Here is a 17,135-nt window from a genome sequence, read left to right as displayed (position 1 = left end):
CATGTGAGGTGCTTCGCAGGGATACGGAGGTCTCAGCTATGGACCGGATTGAAAAACAGTGCATTGAAAAAGGCATGCGTATGACAGATCAGCGCCGCGTAGTCGCGCGCGTCCTGTCGAATGCCGAGGACCATCCGGATGTCGAGGAGCTGTATAATCGCGCTCATGCCGTCGATCCGCACATCTCGCTGGCGACCGTCTATCGGACGGTGCGTTTGTTCGAGGAAGCCGGTGTCGTGGAACGTCATGACTTTGGCGATGGCCGTTCGCGCTACGAAGAAGCCGGCAATGACCACCATGACCACCTGATCAATATCAAGACGGGTGAGGTGATCGAGTTCTTCGATGCCGAAATCGAGAAGATGAAAGAGTCCCTGGCGGAGAAGCTGGGTTACAAGCTGGTCGGGCATAAGCTGGAGCTTTATGCCGTGCCGATTGGGGACGAGAAATAATAAGACGCAGGAGGGACAGCCTCCTGCACCTCAGAAGTTGTCCTATAAGATACTTTAAAGCCGGGCCCCAAAAGGCCCGGCTTTAAAGTATCTTCTCGAATAAGTTTCGGGGTGCAGGGGTCCGCGACCCCTGCGTCTTATTGCTTTTTTCCCGATCTGCCGTCATAACGCCCCGATGAACCAACACGTCCGTCCGTCCAAGAAACTCCACATCAAGACCTACGGCTGTCAGATGAACGTCTACGACAGCGAGCGCATGACCGATATCCTGCGCCCGTTAGGCTATGAGGTTTCCGACACGCCGGACGGCGCTGACCTGGTCCTGCTAAACACCTGTCACATCCGCGAAAAGGCTTCGGAAAAGGTCTATTCCGAAATCGGCCGCCTGAAAGAGTTGCGCGAAGAAAAAGAAGCGCGTGGCGAAGGCCGCATGACCATCGCCATCGCCGGCTGCGTTGCCCAGGCCGAAGGCAAGGAAATCATGAACCGCGCGCCAGCGGTTGATCTGGTTATCGGGCCGCAAGCCTACCACCAACTACCCGAACTGATCGCCCGCACCCACCGCACCAAGGGCGAACGCCTGGCCGCTGATTTCGCCCCCGAAGCCAAGTTCGACGCCCTGACGGCTGAGCGTGAAGTCACCGGCCCGACCGCGTTTCTTACCGTTCAGGAAGGCTGCGACAAGTTCTGCACATTCTGCGTCGTGCCCTATACGCGCGGCGCCGAATGGTCGCGTCCGGTCGAATCCATCCTCGACGAAGCCAAGGCACTCGCGGCCAAAGGCGTGCGCGAAATCACCCTGCTGGGCCAGAACGTCAATGCCTATAACGGCTCGGGCTCGACCCTGGCCAAGCTGATGTACGCCCTGGCCGAAATCCGCGGCTTGGATCGCCTGCGCTATACGACCTCGCACCCCAACGATATGGGCGACGACCTGATCAACGCCCACCGCGACCTGCCCGCCCTGATGCCCTATCTGCACCTGCCGGTCCAATCGGGCTCGGACAAGATTCTGCGCGCCATGAACCGCAAGCACGGCCGTCAGGCCTATATCGACCTGATCGCCCGCATCAAGGCCGTCCGTCCGGACCTGGCGCTGTCGGGTGACTTTATCGTCGGCTTCCCGGGCGAGACGGACAAGGATTTCGAAGATACACTCGACATCGTCCGTCAGGTCGGACACGCTTCGGCGTTTTCGTTTAAGTATTCACCGCGTCCCGGCACGCCGGCGGCCTCCATGCCGAACCAGGTCGAGGCCCACGTCGGGGATGAGCGCCTGCAACGCCTTAACGCGCTGATCATAGAACAGCAGCAGGCCTTCAAGGAAAAGCTGGTCGGCCAGACCCTGGACGTCCTGTTCGAAAAAAAAGGCCGCTTCGGTCGTCAAGCGATTGGTCGCTCCCCATATCTGCAATCGGTCTATGTCGAAGACGCAGATCACCTCATGGGCCAGATCGTGCCGGTCAAGATCGTCGCAAATGGCAATAACTCTCTTCAGGGCGCGCTGATTTCGCCCGCGATCGCTTGATGGCCATAAACAAAGAAGATTTCATCGCTCTGTCCGACGCCTGCGTCCTGGCTATTGTCGGCCCCACCGAGCGCTACCTCGCAATGATCGAAGGGGCGTTCAAGGTCCTGGTCGAAATGCCCGGCGGTGGTCTCATCGTGTCCGGCGATCCGCGCGCGCGCCTGAAGGCGAAGTCGGTCATCGTTGCCCTGGCGGAACTGTACGACCAGGGCGTCGACATCACCGAAGTCGATGTCCGCCAGCTGATCGAACAGCCGCTGGCCGGCGAAGGCGAGCCCAACCAGTCGTCGCCGCAGAACGATTCACGCGGCACGGTCGTCATGGGCCGCCGTGGCGCCATCGCGGCCAAGACTGCCGGTCAGTCGGCTTATCTGAAAGAGCTGTCCGAAAAGGATCTGGTGTTTGCATTGGGACCTGCAGGCTCGGGCAAGACCTTCCTGGCGGTGGCCCATGGCGTGGCGCTGCTGCTGAAAGGCCGCGTCGACAAGCTGATCATCACCCGCCCGGCCGTCGAAGCCGGCGAGCGCCTGGGCTTCCTGCCGGGTGACCTGAACGAGAAGATCGATCCGTACCTGACGCCGATCTGGGGCGCGCTCGATGACATTCTGGGCGCCCAGACCCTGGCCAAGAAGCGCGAGACCAAGGAGATCGAGGTTGCGCCGCTGGCCTATATGCGCGGCCGCACCCTGTCCTACGCCTATGTCATCATCGACGAGGCGCAGAACACGACGCGCATGCAGATGAAGATGATCCTGACCCGCCTCGGCGAAGGCTCGAAGATGGTCGTCACCGGTGATCCGTCGCAGGTAGACCTGCCGAACCGCAATGATTCCGGCCTGACCCATGCCATGGGTTTGCTGGGCACGCTGAAAGGCGTTGGCGTTGCAGAACTGACGGCAGATGATATCGTTCGTCACGAACTGGTCGCGCGCATCGTTCGCGCCTATGATAACGAACACAAGAACGCTTTCGGAGCTGCCGGCTAATGGAGCCGCTTATAGATATCGAGATCGAGGACGAACGCTGGCTGGACACCCTGCCGGACGTGAGTGAGATCGTTGAAACCGGCATTGCCGCTGCGCTGAAAGCCGCGAAGTTCACCGAACAGGCCGATATCGTCGTCCTATTGTGCGACGACGGCGAAATGAAGCAGCTCAACGCCGAATACCGCAACAAGGACAAGGCGACCAATGTCCTGAGCTTTCCGGCGCCCAAGTCGATGCGCGTCAAGGGCGTGCTCGAACACCTGGGCGACATGGCGCTGGGCTATGAAACCTGCGTGCGCGAAGCCAAAGAACAGAACAAGCCGTTGAAAAACCATGTCATGCATCTCGCGGTTCACGGCGCGCTGCATCTGCTTGGTCACGATCATATCGACGACGCCGAGGCCGAAACCATGGAAGCGCTGGAACGCGATATTCTGGCAGGGTTGGGCTTACCCGACCCTTACGCCCAGGATCACGCCCATGGCTGATAGCGATCGAAGGCCTGAGGGGTTCAACCTGTTGTCCTTTTTCGGCTTCGGCAAGAAGCCAACGGAGCGTCTGGATGCCTCTGGCGCCGTCGTCGAAGACACGGCGGCGACCAGCGACCTGATCACGCATGCCCGCGAATTCCAGACCCTGACGGTCGCCGATGTCATGACGCCGCGCGTCGACATCATCTCGGTCGACCTGTCCGCGACGCTGGCCGATGTTGTCAGTCTGTGCGTCGAAAGCGAACATTCGCGCCTGCCGATTTATCGCGAGACACTCGATGACCCGGTCGGCGTCCTGCACATCAAGGACGTGCTGAAACTGCTGGCACCGGAACCCGGCCGGGCGGCGCCGAACTGGGCTGAACCCGTGCTGCATCGCCTGCGCCGCGAAGTCCTGTATGTGCCGTCGTCGATGACCGCCGCCGAGCTGCTGTTGCGCATGAAGGCGCAACGCACGCACATGGCGCTGGTGATCGACGAATTCGGCGGTACCGATGGGCTGGTGACGATGGAAGACCTGGTGGAAGCTGTGGTCGGCGACATCGACGACGAATACGATGAGGCGGCGGAAGAGGATATCCGCAACTTGCCGGGCGGTCAGATCGAAGCCGACGGCCGCGTCGAGCTGAGCGCGCTCGAGGACCGGCTGGGCCTCAATCTGGTACCGGCGGACTCGGAAGAGGAGGTCGACACATTGGCCGGCCTCGTGACTATGCTGGCGGGGCGCGTCCCACAACGTGGCGAGGTCATTCCCTACCCTGCGGCCGGCTACGATATCGAAGTCGTCGATGCCGATGCGCGCCGCATCAAGAAGCTGCGCCTGCACAAACGCATGGCCGCGACCGAAGATCTTCAGCCTGCGGATGATTGAACGCGCGCGCGCCTGGCTTGACCGTCCCGTTACCGCCCGTCTCGTGGGCGAAATCGGCCGCCTGCGCCAACGACCGCGTATCCTGGCAGCCGTTTCAGGTATTCTGATCGCCCTGGCCCAGCCGCCGTTCGGCTTCCTGCCCGGCCTGCTGGGCTACGCGCTCCTGTTGTTCGCCCTCGAGCAGGATTTCGGTGTCAAGCCGCGCCGCGATGTCTTTTTCGCCGGCTGGCTGGCGGGGTTCTGCTATTTCCTCGTCAGCTGTTTCTGGGTCGCGGAGGCGTTTCTCGTCGATGCCGCCACCTATGGCTGGATGGCACCGTTTGCCGCCACGCTCCTGCCATCCGGCATAGGACTGTTCTGGGGCGCCTTTGCGCTCCTGTACCGCTGGCTGCGCCCCGAAGGCGCGTACCGTTACCTGTTGTTCACCGGTCTCTTCTGCCTGTTCGAAGTTCTGCGCGGCACGATCCTGTCCGGGTTTCCATGGAATCCCGCCGGCGCGACCTGGGAAGCCGGCGGCGCCATGTCTCAGATGGCGGCCTATGTCGGCGTCTACGGCCTGAGCTTTATCACCGTGCTGATCTTCTCCGCCGTGGCGGTTGTACAGGTGGGAAAAGGCATCAGGGGTTGGTGGCCGGTCGTGCTTGGCGCCGGTCTTTGGTTGACGTGCTTTGTCGCCGGTGAAGTTCGTCTCATGACGACCGTCGTTCAACCGTCCGATCTGATGGTGCGGGTGGTACAGCCTGCCGTCGGTCAGCGTGCGAAATGGACACGCGGCGCTTTCGACACAATTTTTACTGACTATGTCGAAATGACCAAGGCGCCGTCCAGACCCGGCGGCGGCGTGGTCAAATGGACCGCCGCGCGGCAGTCTACTCAGCTTGCCCCCTCGGCGCCGACAGGGCGCGTCCCCGACATCGTTATCTGGCCGGAAGGTGCGTTGCCATCTACCGCCAACGACCTGTTTGCCTCGGACTCTTGGACCGCGCCTGTGCTGTCGACCATGCTGCGCGAAAATCAAGCGCTGATCATGGGCGTAACGCGCCAGGAGGTGCAGCCGGACGACCGCGGGTTGTGGCGCAACTCCATGCTGGTCATGCATCAATCCAGACACCAATTAGTTGTGGACGGCGTATACAACAAGTATAAGTTGGTGCCGTTCGGAGAGTTCACGCCTGTCGCTCCGGTACTGAATGCACTTGGTTTCAGCGCACTTACGCATTTCGACGACAGTTTTACGCCCGGCGAGCGTACAAGACCGGTACAGTTCGGTTCAATACCGCGTTTCCTGCCGCTCATCTGCTATGAAGGCATATTTCCCAGTCTGGATATGACCTCCTATGCTGGCGCGGCGGATGTGCAGCGGCCGCACTGGATTGTGAACATATCGAACGACGCGTGGTTTGGTCCGACGACGGGTCCGCGACAACACCTTAACCTGGCGAGTTATCGCGCAATAGAAGAAGGCCTTCCAATGATAAGGTCAACTCCAACGGGAATATCCGTCCTGGTTGATCCGCTTGGCAGGGTAGTTAACGGAAATAAACTCGCAACAGGCGAGCGAGGATATATGGACTCGATTATTCCCCACAGAGTACAGCAAACACCATATTCAACCTTGCGTTTCGTGATTTTAATTTTGTTGTATCTTTTCCCACTAGTTGTTACTTCTGTATCCATGGCCAAAAAAGACCGAAGCAGGGGGCTTTTTGGTCGGTAAAGGCGAGCGTACTTGCGCAAACGATTTCATAAACATGTTCTGTTAAGTTTCCGGAACGTGCGCTGTTGAGTTGCTGGCGCATTAACTACAATGAAAAAAAAGTAGAGGCAAAGTTGGACGACAATTCAAAGACGGACCGTAGCCCAAATCCTGTAGACTTACATGTTGGTGCGCGCGTCAGGATGCGGCGCAAATTCCTGGGCATGAGTCAGGAAGGTCTTGCTGAGACAATCGATCTTACCTTCCAGCAGGTCCAGAAGTACGAGCGTGGTTCCAACCGTATCAGCGCTTCGAAGCTCTATGAAATAGGCCGCGCGCTGAAGGCCCCGGTGGCCTATTTCTTCGAGGGCTACGGTCAGACCGAAGCGGTTGAAGGCTTTTCCGAATCGGAATCCGAGCAGTTTGTCCATGGTTTCCTGATGACCACGGAAGGTATCGAACTGGCGGAAGCCTTCCCGCGCATCAAGTCGGGCAAGCTGCGCCGACGGGTGCTGGAACTGGTTCGCGCCTTAGCGGAAGACGACGAAGCCTGATCAGCCATATACGACCGGTGAGATGAATCCCCCGTGGCGCGGGGCCATTTGTTGTGCCTGGTATCTTGTGCGCCGGACAAAAATGGCTTCACACTTCGGCGATTGGGTTCTAATAGCGCCGCATGACTGAAGATAATCCCAAGGCTCCCAATGTTCAGGGGCGGCCGCTGCGCTCGTTTGGCCGCATCAAGGCGCGCACCCTGAAGCCTCGCCAGGCCGGCCTGTTCGACACGCTCCTGCCGCGCATCACCGTGACTGACGATAGCCTGCCGGACATCGTCAAGGCCGACAGGTTGTGGCTGGAAATCGGTTTCGGCGGCGGCGAACACCTGGCCGGCCAGGCGGCGCGTAATCCTGGCGTGACGCTGATCGGTTGCGAGCCGTTTCTCAACGGTGTCGGCTCGGCCCTGCGTCATGTCGATGAACAGGGCCTGCACAATGTCCGTATCCTGAGCGACGACGCGCGGCCGCTGCTGGACAAGCTGCCTGACGCCAGCCTGGACCGCATCTTCATTCTCTTTCCCGATCCGTGGCACAAGGCGCGGCATAACAAACGTCGTCTCATCCAGCCGGAAACCATTGCAGCCTTCGCGCGCCTGCTCAAAGACAATGGCCGCCTGCGTTTCGCTACCGACTGGGCGGATTATGCCGATTGGACGCTGGAACGATTCCTCGCCAGTCCGGATTTCGTTTGGCTGGCGCAGAGCCAGGCCGACTGGAACGTCCCACCCGAAGACCACCTGACGACCCGCTATGAGACCAAGGGCCTTGGCGACTGCAAGCCGGTATTCCTTGACTTTACGCGCCGACAGCGCTGACAGGGCGCCAAGGTCGCTCTAGCCAAGCCTGCCAAATTAAGACATGTTAACCATTAGATCTGTCGCGATACTTTAGTCGAAACAACGTTCGGCGTAGCCAAAACTGCTGCGCACTTTTCGACGTATCGCTCTGGCTTACCGGGGGGAGTGCGTAATGGAGCGTCTGCACAAGGTTTCGGCGGGATTTATCTTTGCCTTTATCTGCCTGCATTTCGCCAATCACCTGGTTGGCCTGCAAGGGCAGGGCGCGCATCAGCAGTTTCTTGAAGCGGCGCGTCTGGTCTATCGCCATCCGATCGTCGAGTTGGTCCTCTTGATGGCCTTCGTCATCCAGATCATCACCGGTATCGCTCTGGCGCGCGAAATCTGGGTGAGGAAGAAAGACCTCATCCATCAGCTTCAGGCGGTTTCGGGCGTCTATATGGCCTTCTTCATCGTCTTTCACGTTGGCGGTGTCTTCATGGGCCGGCTGGTGTTCAATCTCGACACCAATTTTGACTTTGCCGCCATCACACTGACCAAGCCGTGGATCTATTTTTTCCTGCCCTATTATGGTCTGGCCATCATGGCGATCTTCACCCATATCGGCTGCATCTGCTTTGATATCTTCAAAAAGAGCAACGTTCGTCTGGCGGGTGCGTGTCTGATTGTGGCAGTGGGTGTGGGTGCCTACGTCACCTATCTGATCCTGATGATGTATTCGGGTCGGCTCTATCCGGTAACGATTGCCGAGCCCTATACCGAGGCGTTCAGTGGCGTGCAGGCTTACGATCTGACACCCGATGATACACAGCCGGCGGCTCAAGAGGCCTCGCAACCAGAGACCGACACTGCGGCGTCTCAGAATTGAGTTTTCAGAATAGGCTTGGCATTTGATGTCGATACGCCTATATAGGCTTCAACATCGTCCGATTGCCGAAAGGCTTCGGCGGCGGCCCGGAAGGGACCGCCGCTTTTTTGTTACCTGAACAGACCTGAACCGTGCGCGCCAAGACAACCGAAGACCGCAAGCTGATCGAGATTTTCGACCCCATCGCCGAGACGCTGGGGCTGAACATCGTGCGTATCCGCCTGATGGGCTCGAACAAGCCAGGTGGCGCGCGCCGTCTTCAGATCATGGCTGAGCGCAAGAGCGACGGCGATATCAATGTCAATCAGTGTGCCCGCCTGTCGCGCGCCATCTCGGCCTATATGGATGAGAGCGACCCGATCTCGGGCGAATATATCCTCGAAGTCTCGTCGCCCGGCATCGACCGGCCGCTGACGCGCCTTGTCGATTTCGAGACCTATGAAGGTTACGAGGCTCGCCTTGAGCTCGACCGCCTGGCGGAAGGCCGCAAGCGTTTTCGCGGCGTCCTGGCGGGCATTGAAGACGATCATGTCGCCATCAATCTCGATGACGACGAAGATACAGCGATGATCCCGTTTGCGTGGATCATTGATGCCAAGCTGGTCCTGACCGACGAACTGCTGAAGAAGGGCGCTGAAAAGCGCGCGGCACAAACGGATGCGGACGAAGACGAGGACGAAGAGGATTTCGGCGACGACGATTTCGAAGACGATGAAGATTTCGAAGATGACGACGCTGCAAACGACGACGACCAAGAAGAGGACACCGACCGATGAGCTTCACCGGGATTAGCGCCAACCGCCAGGAACTGTTGCAGATCGCAGAGGCCGTCGCGCGCGAAAAGTCGATCGACAAGACTGTGGTCATCGCCTCCATCGAGGAAGCGATCCAGAAGGCCGCGCGCAACCGTTACGGCGCCGACCACGACATCCGCGTCCACATCGACCCCCGTTCGGGTGAAATGACCATCACGCGTCACGTCACCGTCGTGAACGACGAAGAGGTCGAGAACGAATACGCCCAGCGTTCGCTGTCGGAATCGCTGCGTGGCGACAAGGAAGCCTTCGTCGGCAAGGAATATGTCGAGACCCTTCCGCCGTTCGAGCTGGGCCGCGTCCAGACCCAGATGGCCCGCCAGGTTGTAACGCACAAGGTGCGCGAAGCCGAGCGTGAGCGCCAGTACGACGAGTTCAAGGACCGCGTCGGCGAAATCGTCAACGGCACGGTGCGCCGCGTCGAATATGGCAATGTCATCGTCGACCTCGGCCGTGGCGAAGGCATCATGCGCCGCGATCAGTCGATCCCGCGCGAAGCCTTCCAGGTCAATGACCGCATCCGCGCCTACATCTACGACGTCCGCCGCGAAACCAAGGGCCCGCAGATCATGCTGAGCCGCGCCCACGGCGGCTTCATGGCCAAGCTGTTCGCGCAGGAAGTCCCGGAAATCTACGACGGGGTCATCGAAATCAAGTCGGTTGCCCGTGACCCGGGCTCGCGCGCCAAGATGGCCGTGCTGTCCAACGACAGCTCGATCGATCCGGTCGGCGCCTGCGTCGGTATGCGCGGTTCGCGCGTCCAGGCGGTCGTCGCCGAAATGCAGGGCGAAAAGATCGACATCATCCAGTGGTCGCCCGATGAAGCCACCTTCATCGTCAACGCCCTGGCCCCGGCCGAAGTTTCCAAGGTCGTGCTGGACGAAGAAGAAGATCGCGTCGAAGTCGTGGTTCCGGACGAGCAACTGTCGCTGGCCATCGGCCGCCGCGGCCAGAATGTTCGCCTGGCTTCGCAACTGACCGGCTGGCAGGTCGACATCATCACCGAGTCGCAGGACTCCGAGCGTCGTCAGAAGGAATTCGCCGAACGCACCGCCCTGTTCCAGGAAGCGCTCGATGTCGATGAAGTCATCGCCCAGCTGCTGGTCACCGAAGGCTTCACGTCGGTGGAAGACCTGGCCTATGTCGACGAGAACGAAATCGCCGCCATCGAAGGCTTCGACGAAGATACCGCTCAGGAACTCCAGGCCCGTGCGCGCGACTTCCTGGAAAAGGAAGCCGCCGAACAGGACGCCAAGCGCCGCGAACTGGGTGTCGATGACGACGTGCTTAGCCTGCCGGGCGTGACTCTTCCCTGGGCGGTTGCCCTAGGCGAAGCCGGCGTCAAGTCGGTCGAGGACGTCGCTGACCTGGCCACCGACGAAGTCCGTGGCGGCTTCGAACAACGCGACGGCGAACGCGTCCGTGTTCCGGGCGCGCTCGAAAGCTTCAACCTGTCGATACAGGACGCTGAAAACCTGATCCTCAACGCGCGCATCGCGCTGGGTTGGATCGAAGCCCCTGTTTCTGAAGAACTGGCTGCCGACGAAGACGAAGCGGCCGAGGGCGATTTTGCTGAGGAGGGCGCCGATGTCGCCACAGCAGAACAATGAGGCCGCGCCACTAACCGAAACTGACGTCGTCTCCGCTTCTCCGGTTCTTACCGAAGAAGAGATAGCGGAGACAGGCATCCTGTGCGAAACGCCGTCGGGCCGGTTTCCGGTCCAGCGGCGCGACGTCGCGTCTGGTGAAAGCGCCGATACGGACAGTATGATCCGTTTCGTTGTCTCGCCGGACGGCATTCTCGTGCCCGACGTGGCGCATAAATTGCCCGGACGGGGAATCTGGATCCGGTCGGACCGGCCGGGTCTTGAAATCGCGATCCGCAAGAACATATTCTCGAAAGCAGCAAGGCGTCAGGTCAAGGCCGATCCCGGCCTGGTCGATCAGGTGCATGGCCTTCTGCGCCGCCGCTGCCTGGATCTGCTGGGGCTGGCGCGTCGCGAAGGCCTTCTGATCAGTGGTTATGAAAAAATTCTCAGTAATGTGAAGGCGAAAAAACTCGCCTGGCTTATCGAGGCCACAGATGGCTCGGCCGATGGCCGCAATCGCATCCTGGCAGCGAACCGGGCGGCACAAGGCAACGCAAAAATCTGCGGTTGTTTCGACAACTCCGATTTGAGTTTGGCTTTGGGGCTGGAAAATGCCATACACATTGCGCTCCTGCCGGGACGGCGCGTGGAACGCTGGTCCTCGGAGATGAAACGGTTGTCCGGATTTGAGCCTCTGGTTCCCGCTGCGTGGGACGGGCCCGGCGGACCGGACGGGTGACGGCGTCCATCAGCCAGCGGCATTTCTAGGCGCCCCAGCGGCATTTCTAGGAACCAAAGGCATTTTCAAGGTCCGGCGAAGACCGGCCAGTGAAAAATCTACGAATTATTTGTCAAAACGGAAAGTTCGCATCTGGCGGACTTCGCAAGGGTTAAGTAAAGCAACCGCATGAGCGACACTAAAGACGACAAGACCAACGACCAGAACCGTGAGGGCCGCACCCCTCTCACGCTGAAGCCCCGCGTGGGCGGCAATGTTTCGACGGGCACAGTGAAGCAGAGCTTCAGCCACGGCCGGTCGAAAACGGTGGTGGTCGAAACCAAGCGCCGTATCGGCACGCCGCCGGCAGGTGCCCCGGGTGGAGCACCCGCCCGTCCGTCGCACGAGACCAATCTGGCGCGCCCCGCGCCGTCGGCCCCCAGCGCACCGCGTCCGCAGTCATCTGCGCCGCAGCAGCAGAGGTCTTCGGGATCTGGCGGTCTGCGTCAGGAAGAGCAGGACGCCCGTCAGCGCGCCATTCAGGCCGCCCTGGCTGAACAGCAGCGTCGTGATGCGGACGCCCAGGCCGCCGCAACGCGCGCAGCCGCCCAGGCTGCGGCGGCGCAAGCCGCTGCCCGCCCCGAACCTGCGGCCGAAGCGCCCAAGCCGGTCGCCGAAGTCGCCCCCGCGCCCGCACCTGTACAGGCATCGGCGCCCCAACCGGCACCCGCTGCCGCACCTCCGGTCCGTGAAGCTGCCCCGCAGCGCGACGCCGCGCCGCAGTTTCGCAATGAACGCGCACCGCGTTACGACCAGCGCGCACCGCGTGAAGGTCAGCGCGATGGGCAACGTACGGACAGTCGCCCGCCTTATCCGCCCAGAGACGGACAACGCGACGGACAGCCCCCGCGCGACGGTCAACGTTCTGATTTCCGCCCGCGCGAAGGTCAGCCGCCCCGCGATGGTCAACGTACCGACGGTCGCCCACCTTATCCGCCCAGAGACGGACAGCGTGACGGACAGCGTACTGACGCCCGCCCGCCCTATCCGCCCCGCGACGGACAACGCACGGACAGCCGTCCGCCGCGTGATCCGAACCGTCCGTTCACGCCGCGCGACCCTAACGCGCCTCCGCGTCCGCCGCGCGATCCGAACCGGCCGTTCACGCCGCGCGATCCCAATGCGCCCCCGCGTCCGCCCCGTGAAGGCGGAGATCGCGGCGAAACCGTGCGTTACAGCGCCAACTCGCCCCGTCCGCCCCGTATGGGTGGCGGTGGTGTGTCTGCCAATGCGCCGGCGACCCCTGAAGTCGACCGTATCCGTTCAAGCCGCGGTACGACCACAGGTCCGGCCAAGACGACGCGTGATGAAGACGAGCGTCGCAGCCCGCTGGGTTCGCGTGGTAAGTCCGGTACACCGGTCAAGGCCGTGTCCCAGACGCGTGGCGAACCCAAGCGCCGCGAAGGCCGCCTGACCCTGCAAGCCGTTGTTGGCAACGATGAAGGCAGCGCCGATCGTATGCGTTCGCTGGCCTCGGTTCGCCGGGCGCGTGAACGTGAACGTGAAAAGCGCAAGGGTTCACAGGTCGAACAGGCCCGCGTTGCCCGCGAAGTCATCATCCCCGACATCATCACGGTTCAGGAACTGTCCAACCGTATGGCTGTCCGCGCCGTCGATATCATCAAGATGCTGATGAAGCAGGGCATGATGCTGAAGATCAACGACGTGATCGATACCGACACCGCCGAACTTGTGGCTTCGGAATTCGGTCACACGGTCAAGCGCGTGTCGGAAGCTGACGTCGAAGAAGGCTTCATCTCGGCCGAAGACCACGAAGGCGACACCGTGCCGCGTCCGCCGGTCGTGGCCGTCATGGGTCACGTCGACCACGGCAAGACTTCGCTGCTCGACGCCCTGCGCAAGACCGACACTGCCGGTGGCGAAGCCGGCGGCATCACCCAGCACATCGGCGCCTATCAGGTCCGTCTGCCGTCGGGTGAAAAGGTCACCTTCCTCGATACCCCGGGCCACGCCGCCTTCTCGGCCATGCGTGCTCGTGGTGCCAATGTGACCGACCTGGTCGTTCTGGTCGTGGCCGCGGACGACGGCGTCATGCCGCAGACCATAGAAGCCATCAACCATGCCCGCGCTGCCAACACGCCGATCATCGTTGCTGTCAACAAGATGGATAAGCCGGGCGCAAAGCCGCAGAACATCATCAATGAACTTCTGCAGCATGAAATCGTTGTGGAATCGCTGGGTGGTGAAACCCAGGTCATCGAAGTCTCGGCCAAGACCGGCCAGGGCCTGGACAGCCTGATCGAAGCTATTCTGCTGCAAGCGGAAGTCCTCGACCTGCGCGCCAACCCCGATCGTACCGCCGAAGGCGTGGTCATCGAAGCCAAGCTCGACAAGGGCCGTGGTCCGGTGGCGACTGTCCTCGTCAAGCGAGGTACCCTGAAGCGTGGCGACATCGTCGTTGCTGGCTCCAGCTTCGGCCGCGTCCGCGCGCTTATCAATGAGCGCAACGAACAACTGCCGGAAGCTGGTCCTTCGGAGCCCGTGGAAATCCTCGGTCTCGACGAGGCACCAAGCCCCGGCGATGCCTTCGCCGTGGTCGAAAACGAAGCCCGCGCCCGCGAAATTACCGATTACCGCGAACGCGTCCGCCGCGAAAAGACCCTGGCACCGGTTGGCGCCGTGTCTCTGACCGATATGATGTCGAAGCTTGCCGCCAAGAAGGTCAAGGAGCTTCAGCTCATCATCAAGGCGGACGTGCAGGGCTCGGCCGAAGCCATCATCGGCTCGCTGGAAAAGGTCGGCAACGAGGAAGTCCGTGCGCGGATCATCCATTCGGGCGCCGGCGCGATCACCGAGTCCGACGTGCAGCTGGCCAAGGGTTCGAACTCGCCGATCATCGGCTTCAATGTCCGTGCCTCCAAGCAGGCGCGCGACCTGGCCGAGCGTGAAGGTGTGGAAATCCGCTACTATGCGATCATCTATGACCTGATCGACGACATCAAGGGCGTGCTCTCGGGCATGCTGGCGCCGATCCAGCGCGAAACCTTCCTTGGCAACGCGGAAGTGCTGGAAGTCTTCGATATCACCAAGGTCGGTAAGGTTGCCGGCTGCCGTGTCACCGAAGGCCGCGTCGAAAAGGGCGCCCGCGTCCGTATTCTGCGCGACAACGTCGTCATTCAGGAAATGGGTGTTCTGTCGACGCTCAAGCGCTTCAAGGACGAGGTCAACTCGGTGGTCGTGGGCCAGGAATGCGGTATGGCATTCAATGGCTTCCAGGACCTCAAGGCCGGCGACTTCATCGAATGCTTTACGGTCGAAGAGATCAAACGCACGCTCTGATCCCTTTGAAAGCAAAGTTTGTGGCCCGCCCTCACCGGCGGGCCATTTTCTTTTCAGCTAAAACCTTCGTGAATTTTCAGAATTTACTGCTATAGGCAGCGGCCCACTGTTTGCAGGCTAGCCGTCCTATGCTCGACTCGACCCAATTCGACCCTTCGCACTACGTCCTGATCATCAAGTGCCCGGATACACGCGGCATTGTCGCAGCCGTGTCCGGTTACCTGAACGACAACGACATCTCGATCGTGGAATCGAACCAGTTCAACGATGCGCAAGGCGACATCTTCTATGTTCGTGTCGTCTTCCGTCAGGCCGGTCCGAAAATGCCGCCGATGGCGACCCTGCGTGATGGCTTCAAGCCGATCGCCCATCGCTTTGCCATGGACTGGGACATCTTCAACCTGTCGCGCAAGCCCAAGGTGCTGATCGCGGTCTCGAAGTTTGGCCACTGCCTGTACGAACTGCTGCACCGCTGGCGTTCGGGCCTGCTGCCGGTCGATATCGCCTGCGTCATGTCGAACCACGAAGACATGCGCTCCTTCGTCGAATGGAACGGCGTGCCGTATGTCCATCTGCCGGTCGGCAAGGACAACAAGGCCGAGCAGGAGGCGCAGTTCCTGGGGCTGATCGACCAGTATCAGGCCGACCTGGTCGTGCTGGCGCGCTACATGCAGATCCTGTCGGACGATCTGGCGCGCAAGCTGGAAGGCCGTTGCATCAACATCCACCACTCCTTCTTGCCAAGCTTCAAGGGCGCCAAGCCGTACCATCAGGCGCATCAGCGTGGCGTGAAGATCATCGGCGCGACGGCGCACTATGTCACGTCGGACCTCGACGAAGGCCCGATCATCGAGCAGGACGTCCAGCGCGTCCACCACGGCCACACGCCGGAACAGCTGGTGGCGATTGGCCAGGATATCGAAGCCCGCGTACTGGCCCGCGCGGTGACGTGGCACGCCGAACGCCGCGTGATGATCAATGGCAGCAAGACGATCGTCTTCAATTAACCTAGTCCCGTGAGGTCGGGCTGCAAACCGCACCCGTCTGCGCTTCCGGTGCTCACGTACAGAAGTACGCTCCGCTCCGGGTCTCGACGGGCACGATTTTCGCCGCAACCTGACGGGATTAGCCGCCGGGCGTATCAGGCCTTTTTCTTCGCAAACGGCACATTCAGCGTGAGATAAGTCGCGGCGCGCCACAGCCATTCAACGGGGCCGTAGACAAAGCCCTTAAACCACAGGTTGGCCAGGACGACCTGGACGGCGAAAGCCCCTAGACCAATCAACACGGCTTCGACCTGCGTCATGGTCGTGTGCAGCCCCAAGCCAAAGCTATAGAAGACCGGCACGAAGATCAGCGATTGTAGCAGATAGAGGCTGAGCGTCATCCGCCCAGCTGGTGCCAGCACGTTCAAAGCCTTGCCGGCAAAGCTGTAATAGAGCGCGGTGAAGCCGAAGAAGAGGCTGAACATGACGCTGAGGTCGAACCAGCTCGACACCATCGATCCCCACAATGACCGCGGCATAAAAACCTTCTCCGAAGTCGGCATCAGGTTGGTCAGCATGTCCTTGGTGTGCCAAAGCGCCAGGGCAGCGACGAGGGAGAGAACAAGGCCGACGATGCGCGTCTTGCCGAATTTTTCCGGCGCGCCGAAGAAGCTTATGCGGCCCAGCACCATGCCGATCAGCGACAGGCCGAGGATCTGGCTGAGGCGGCCGGATTCATACATGAAGGCCCATTTGAACGGATGTCCGTCGACCCAGTTCATGTGGATGGTCTCAGCAAGGCTCTTGCCGGTCAGATAGGCTTCGGGTGTCTGAGCGCTCCAGAAGCTGAACGGCTGGTTGGCCCAGGCCGCACCGCCGAGCGCGCTGATGGTCTGGAAAATCATGATCGGCTGAAGCAGGAAGATGACGCCCAGCGTAAGGATCAGGGTGTTGGACTTCACGCGATAGAAGGGGACGAGCAACAGGCCCATAACAGCCAGCACTTCCAGGATATCGCCGCGATACCACAGGCCGTGGATCAGGCCGATAACCCCCAGCACCGCCAGCCGCCAGATGAAGCGGCCGGTGAAATCCTTACCCTTCTGCGCCGAGCGATCCATGATGATGAAGAATGACACGCCGAAGCACATGGCCAGCAGCGCAAACGCCTTGCCGCCAAAGAGCGTGAAAACCGTGTCGTGCCACAGAAGCTGAACCGGGTCGGTCGCGGGGTGCGCCCAGTAGAGTTCGAACAGTTCCGGCATATGGACGATGAACAGTCCGAAAAGCGCAAAGCCACGCAGAGCATCCAGCCCTTCCATGCGCGGCACGAAGTCGATTTTTTGAGCAGCCATGACAGCCCCCTCCCAAATATGTTGCAGCTATCTTGCGCAAGACCGCAGTGCTGCTTGTTGTATTTT

At 60.7% G+C, this 17,135-nt stretch carries 15 protein-coding genes; 14 read left to right on the top strand and 1 reads right to left on the bottom strand.

All coding sequences use genetic code 11. The features are described 5' to 3' along the window. The first annotated feature begins 38 nt into the window (after nt 1-38). The 14 genes from AC1DON_RS04605 to purU all read left to right on the top strand — a co-directional run bounded on the left by AC1DON_RS04605 (nt 39) and on the right by purU (nt 15,735). Nucleotides 39-452 carry a Fur family transcriptional regulator gene (locus tag AC1DON_RS04605; protein ID WP_476933576.1) on the top strand — a complete coding sequence of 138 codons (414 nt, stop codon included), beginning with the start codon at nt 39-41 and terminating at the stop codon, nt 450-452. 175 nt (nt 453-627) lie between these two features. Continuing rightward, nucleotides 628-1,980, top strand: coding sequence for a tRNA (N6-isopentenyl adenosine(37)-C2)-methylthiotransferase MiaB (miaB, locus tag AC1DON_RS04600; protein WP_476933575.1), 1,353 nt, complete (start codon nt 628-630; stop codon nt 1,978-1,980). Continuing rightward, complete coding sequence (locus tag AC1DON_RS04595) at nt 1,980-2,966, top strand: PhoH family protein (RefSeq protein ID WP_476933574.1); 987 nt, start codon at nt 1,980-1,982, stop codon at nt 2,964-2,966. The genes miaB and AC1DON_RS04595 overlap by 1 nt, the downstream gene beginning before the upstream one ends. Beyond that, nucleotides 2,966-3,454 (top strand): rRNA maturation RNase YbeY, encoded by a 489-nt coding sequence (ybeY, locus tag AC1DON_RS04590; RefSeq protein ID WP_476933573.1) that lies wholly within the window; start codon nt 2,966-2,968, stop codon nt 3,452-3,454. Before AC1DON_RS04595 ends, ybeY begins: the two co-directional genes overlap by 1 nt. Then, nucleotides 3,447-4,328 (top strand): hemolysin family protein, encoded by an 882-nt coding sequence (locus AC1DON_RS04585; protein WP_476933572.1) that lies wholly within the window; start codon nt 3,447-3,449, stop codon nt 4,326-4,328. The genes ybeY and AC1DON_RS04585 overlap by 8 nt, the downstream gene beginning before the upstream one ends. Further along, nucleotides 4,246-6,045, top strand: a complete 1,800-nt coding sequence (lnt, locus tag AC1DON_RS04580; protein ID WP_476933571.1) for an apolipoprotein N-acyltransferase — start codon at nt 4,246-4,248, stop codon at nt 6,043-6,045. Before AC1DON_RS04585 ends, lnt begins: the two co-directional genes overlap by 83 nt. Nucleotides 6,046-6,227: 182 nt before the next feature. Next, complete coding sequence (locus AC1DON_RS04575) at nt 6,228-6,578, top strand: helix-turn-helix domain-containing protein (RefSeq protein WP_476933570.1); 351 nt, start codon at nt 6,228-6,230, stop codon at nt 6,576-6,578. A 122-nt stretch (nt 6,579-6,700) separates the two neighbouring features. Then, nucleotides 6,701-7,396 (top strand): tRNA (guanosine(46)-N7)-methyltransferase TrmB, encoded by a 696-nt coding sequence (gene trmB, locus AC1DON_RS04570; RefSeq protein WP_476933569.1) that lies wholly within the window; start codon nt 6,701-6,703, stop codon nt 7,394-7,396. Between the two features lie 154 nt (nt 7,397-7,550). Then, nucleotides 7,551-8,246, top strand: coding sequence for a succinate dehydrogenase/fumarate reductase transmembrane subunit (locus AC1DON_RS04565; protein WP_476933568.1), 696 nt, complete (start codon nt 7,551-7,553; stop codon nt 8,244-8,246). Between the two features lie 131 nt (nt 8,247-8,377). After that, a complete protein-coding gene (gene rimP / locus AC1DON_RS04560; RefSeq protein WP_476933567.1) occupies nt 8,378-9,022 on the top strand; it encodes a ribosome maturation factor RimP in 645 nt (214 codons plus the stop codon). Then, nucleotides 9,019-10,671 carry a transcription termination factor NusA gene (gene nusA / locus AC1DON_RS04555; protein ID WP_476933566.1) on the top strand — a complete coding sequence of 551 codons (1,653 nt, stop codon included), beginning with the start codon at nt 9,019-9,021 and terminating at the stop codon, nt 10,669-10,671. Before rimP ends, nusA begins: the two co-directional genes overlap by 4 nt. A 61-nt stretch (nt 10,672-10,732) precedes the next feature. Further along, nucleotides 10,733-11,389 carry an RNA-binding protein gene (locus tag AC1DON_RS04550; RefSeq protein WP_476933923.1) on the top strand — a complete coding sequence of 219 codons (657 nt, stop codon included), beginning with the start codon at nt 10,733-10,735 and terminating at the stop codon, nt 11,387-11,389. Between the two features lie 168 nt (nt 11,390-11,557). Beyond that, nucleotides 11,558-14,728 (top strand): translation initiation factor IF-2, encoded by a 3,171-nt coding sequence (infB, locus tag AC1DON_RS04545; protein ID WP_476933565.1) that lies wholly within the window; start codon nt 11,558-11,560, stop codon nt 14,726-14,728. A 128-nt stretch (nt 14,729-14,856) separates the two neighbouring features. After that, complete coding sequence (gene purU, locus AC1DON_RS04540; protein WP_476933564.1) at nt 14,857-15,735, top strand: formyltetrahydrofolate deformylase; 879 nt, start codon at nt 14,857-14,859, stop codon at nt 15,733-15,735. Nucleotides 15,736-15,869: 134 nt separating this feature from the next. Here the strand turns inward: purU and AC1DON_RS04535 are convergent, their stop codons facing one another. Beyond that, nucleotides 15,870-17,069: a DUF418 domain-containing protein gene (locus tag AC1DON_RS04535; RefSeq protein WP_476933563.1), complete on the bottom strand. Its 1,200-nt coding sequence runs from the start codon at nt 17,067-17,069 to the stop codon at nt 15,870-15,872. Nucleotides 17,070-17,135: the final 66 nt, after the last annotated feature.

It is taken from the genome of Asticcacaulis sp. P4_H10, from assembly GCF_056400965.1.
This window is presented reverse-complemented; position numbering and strand designations above follow the sequence as displayed.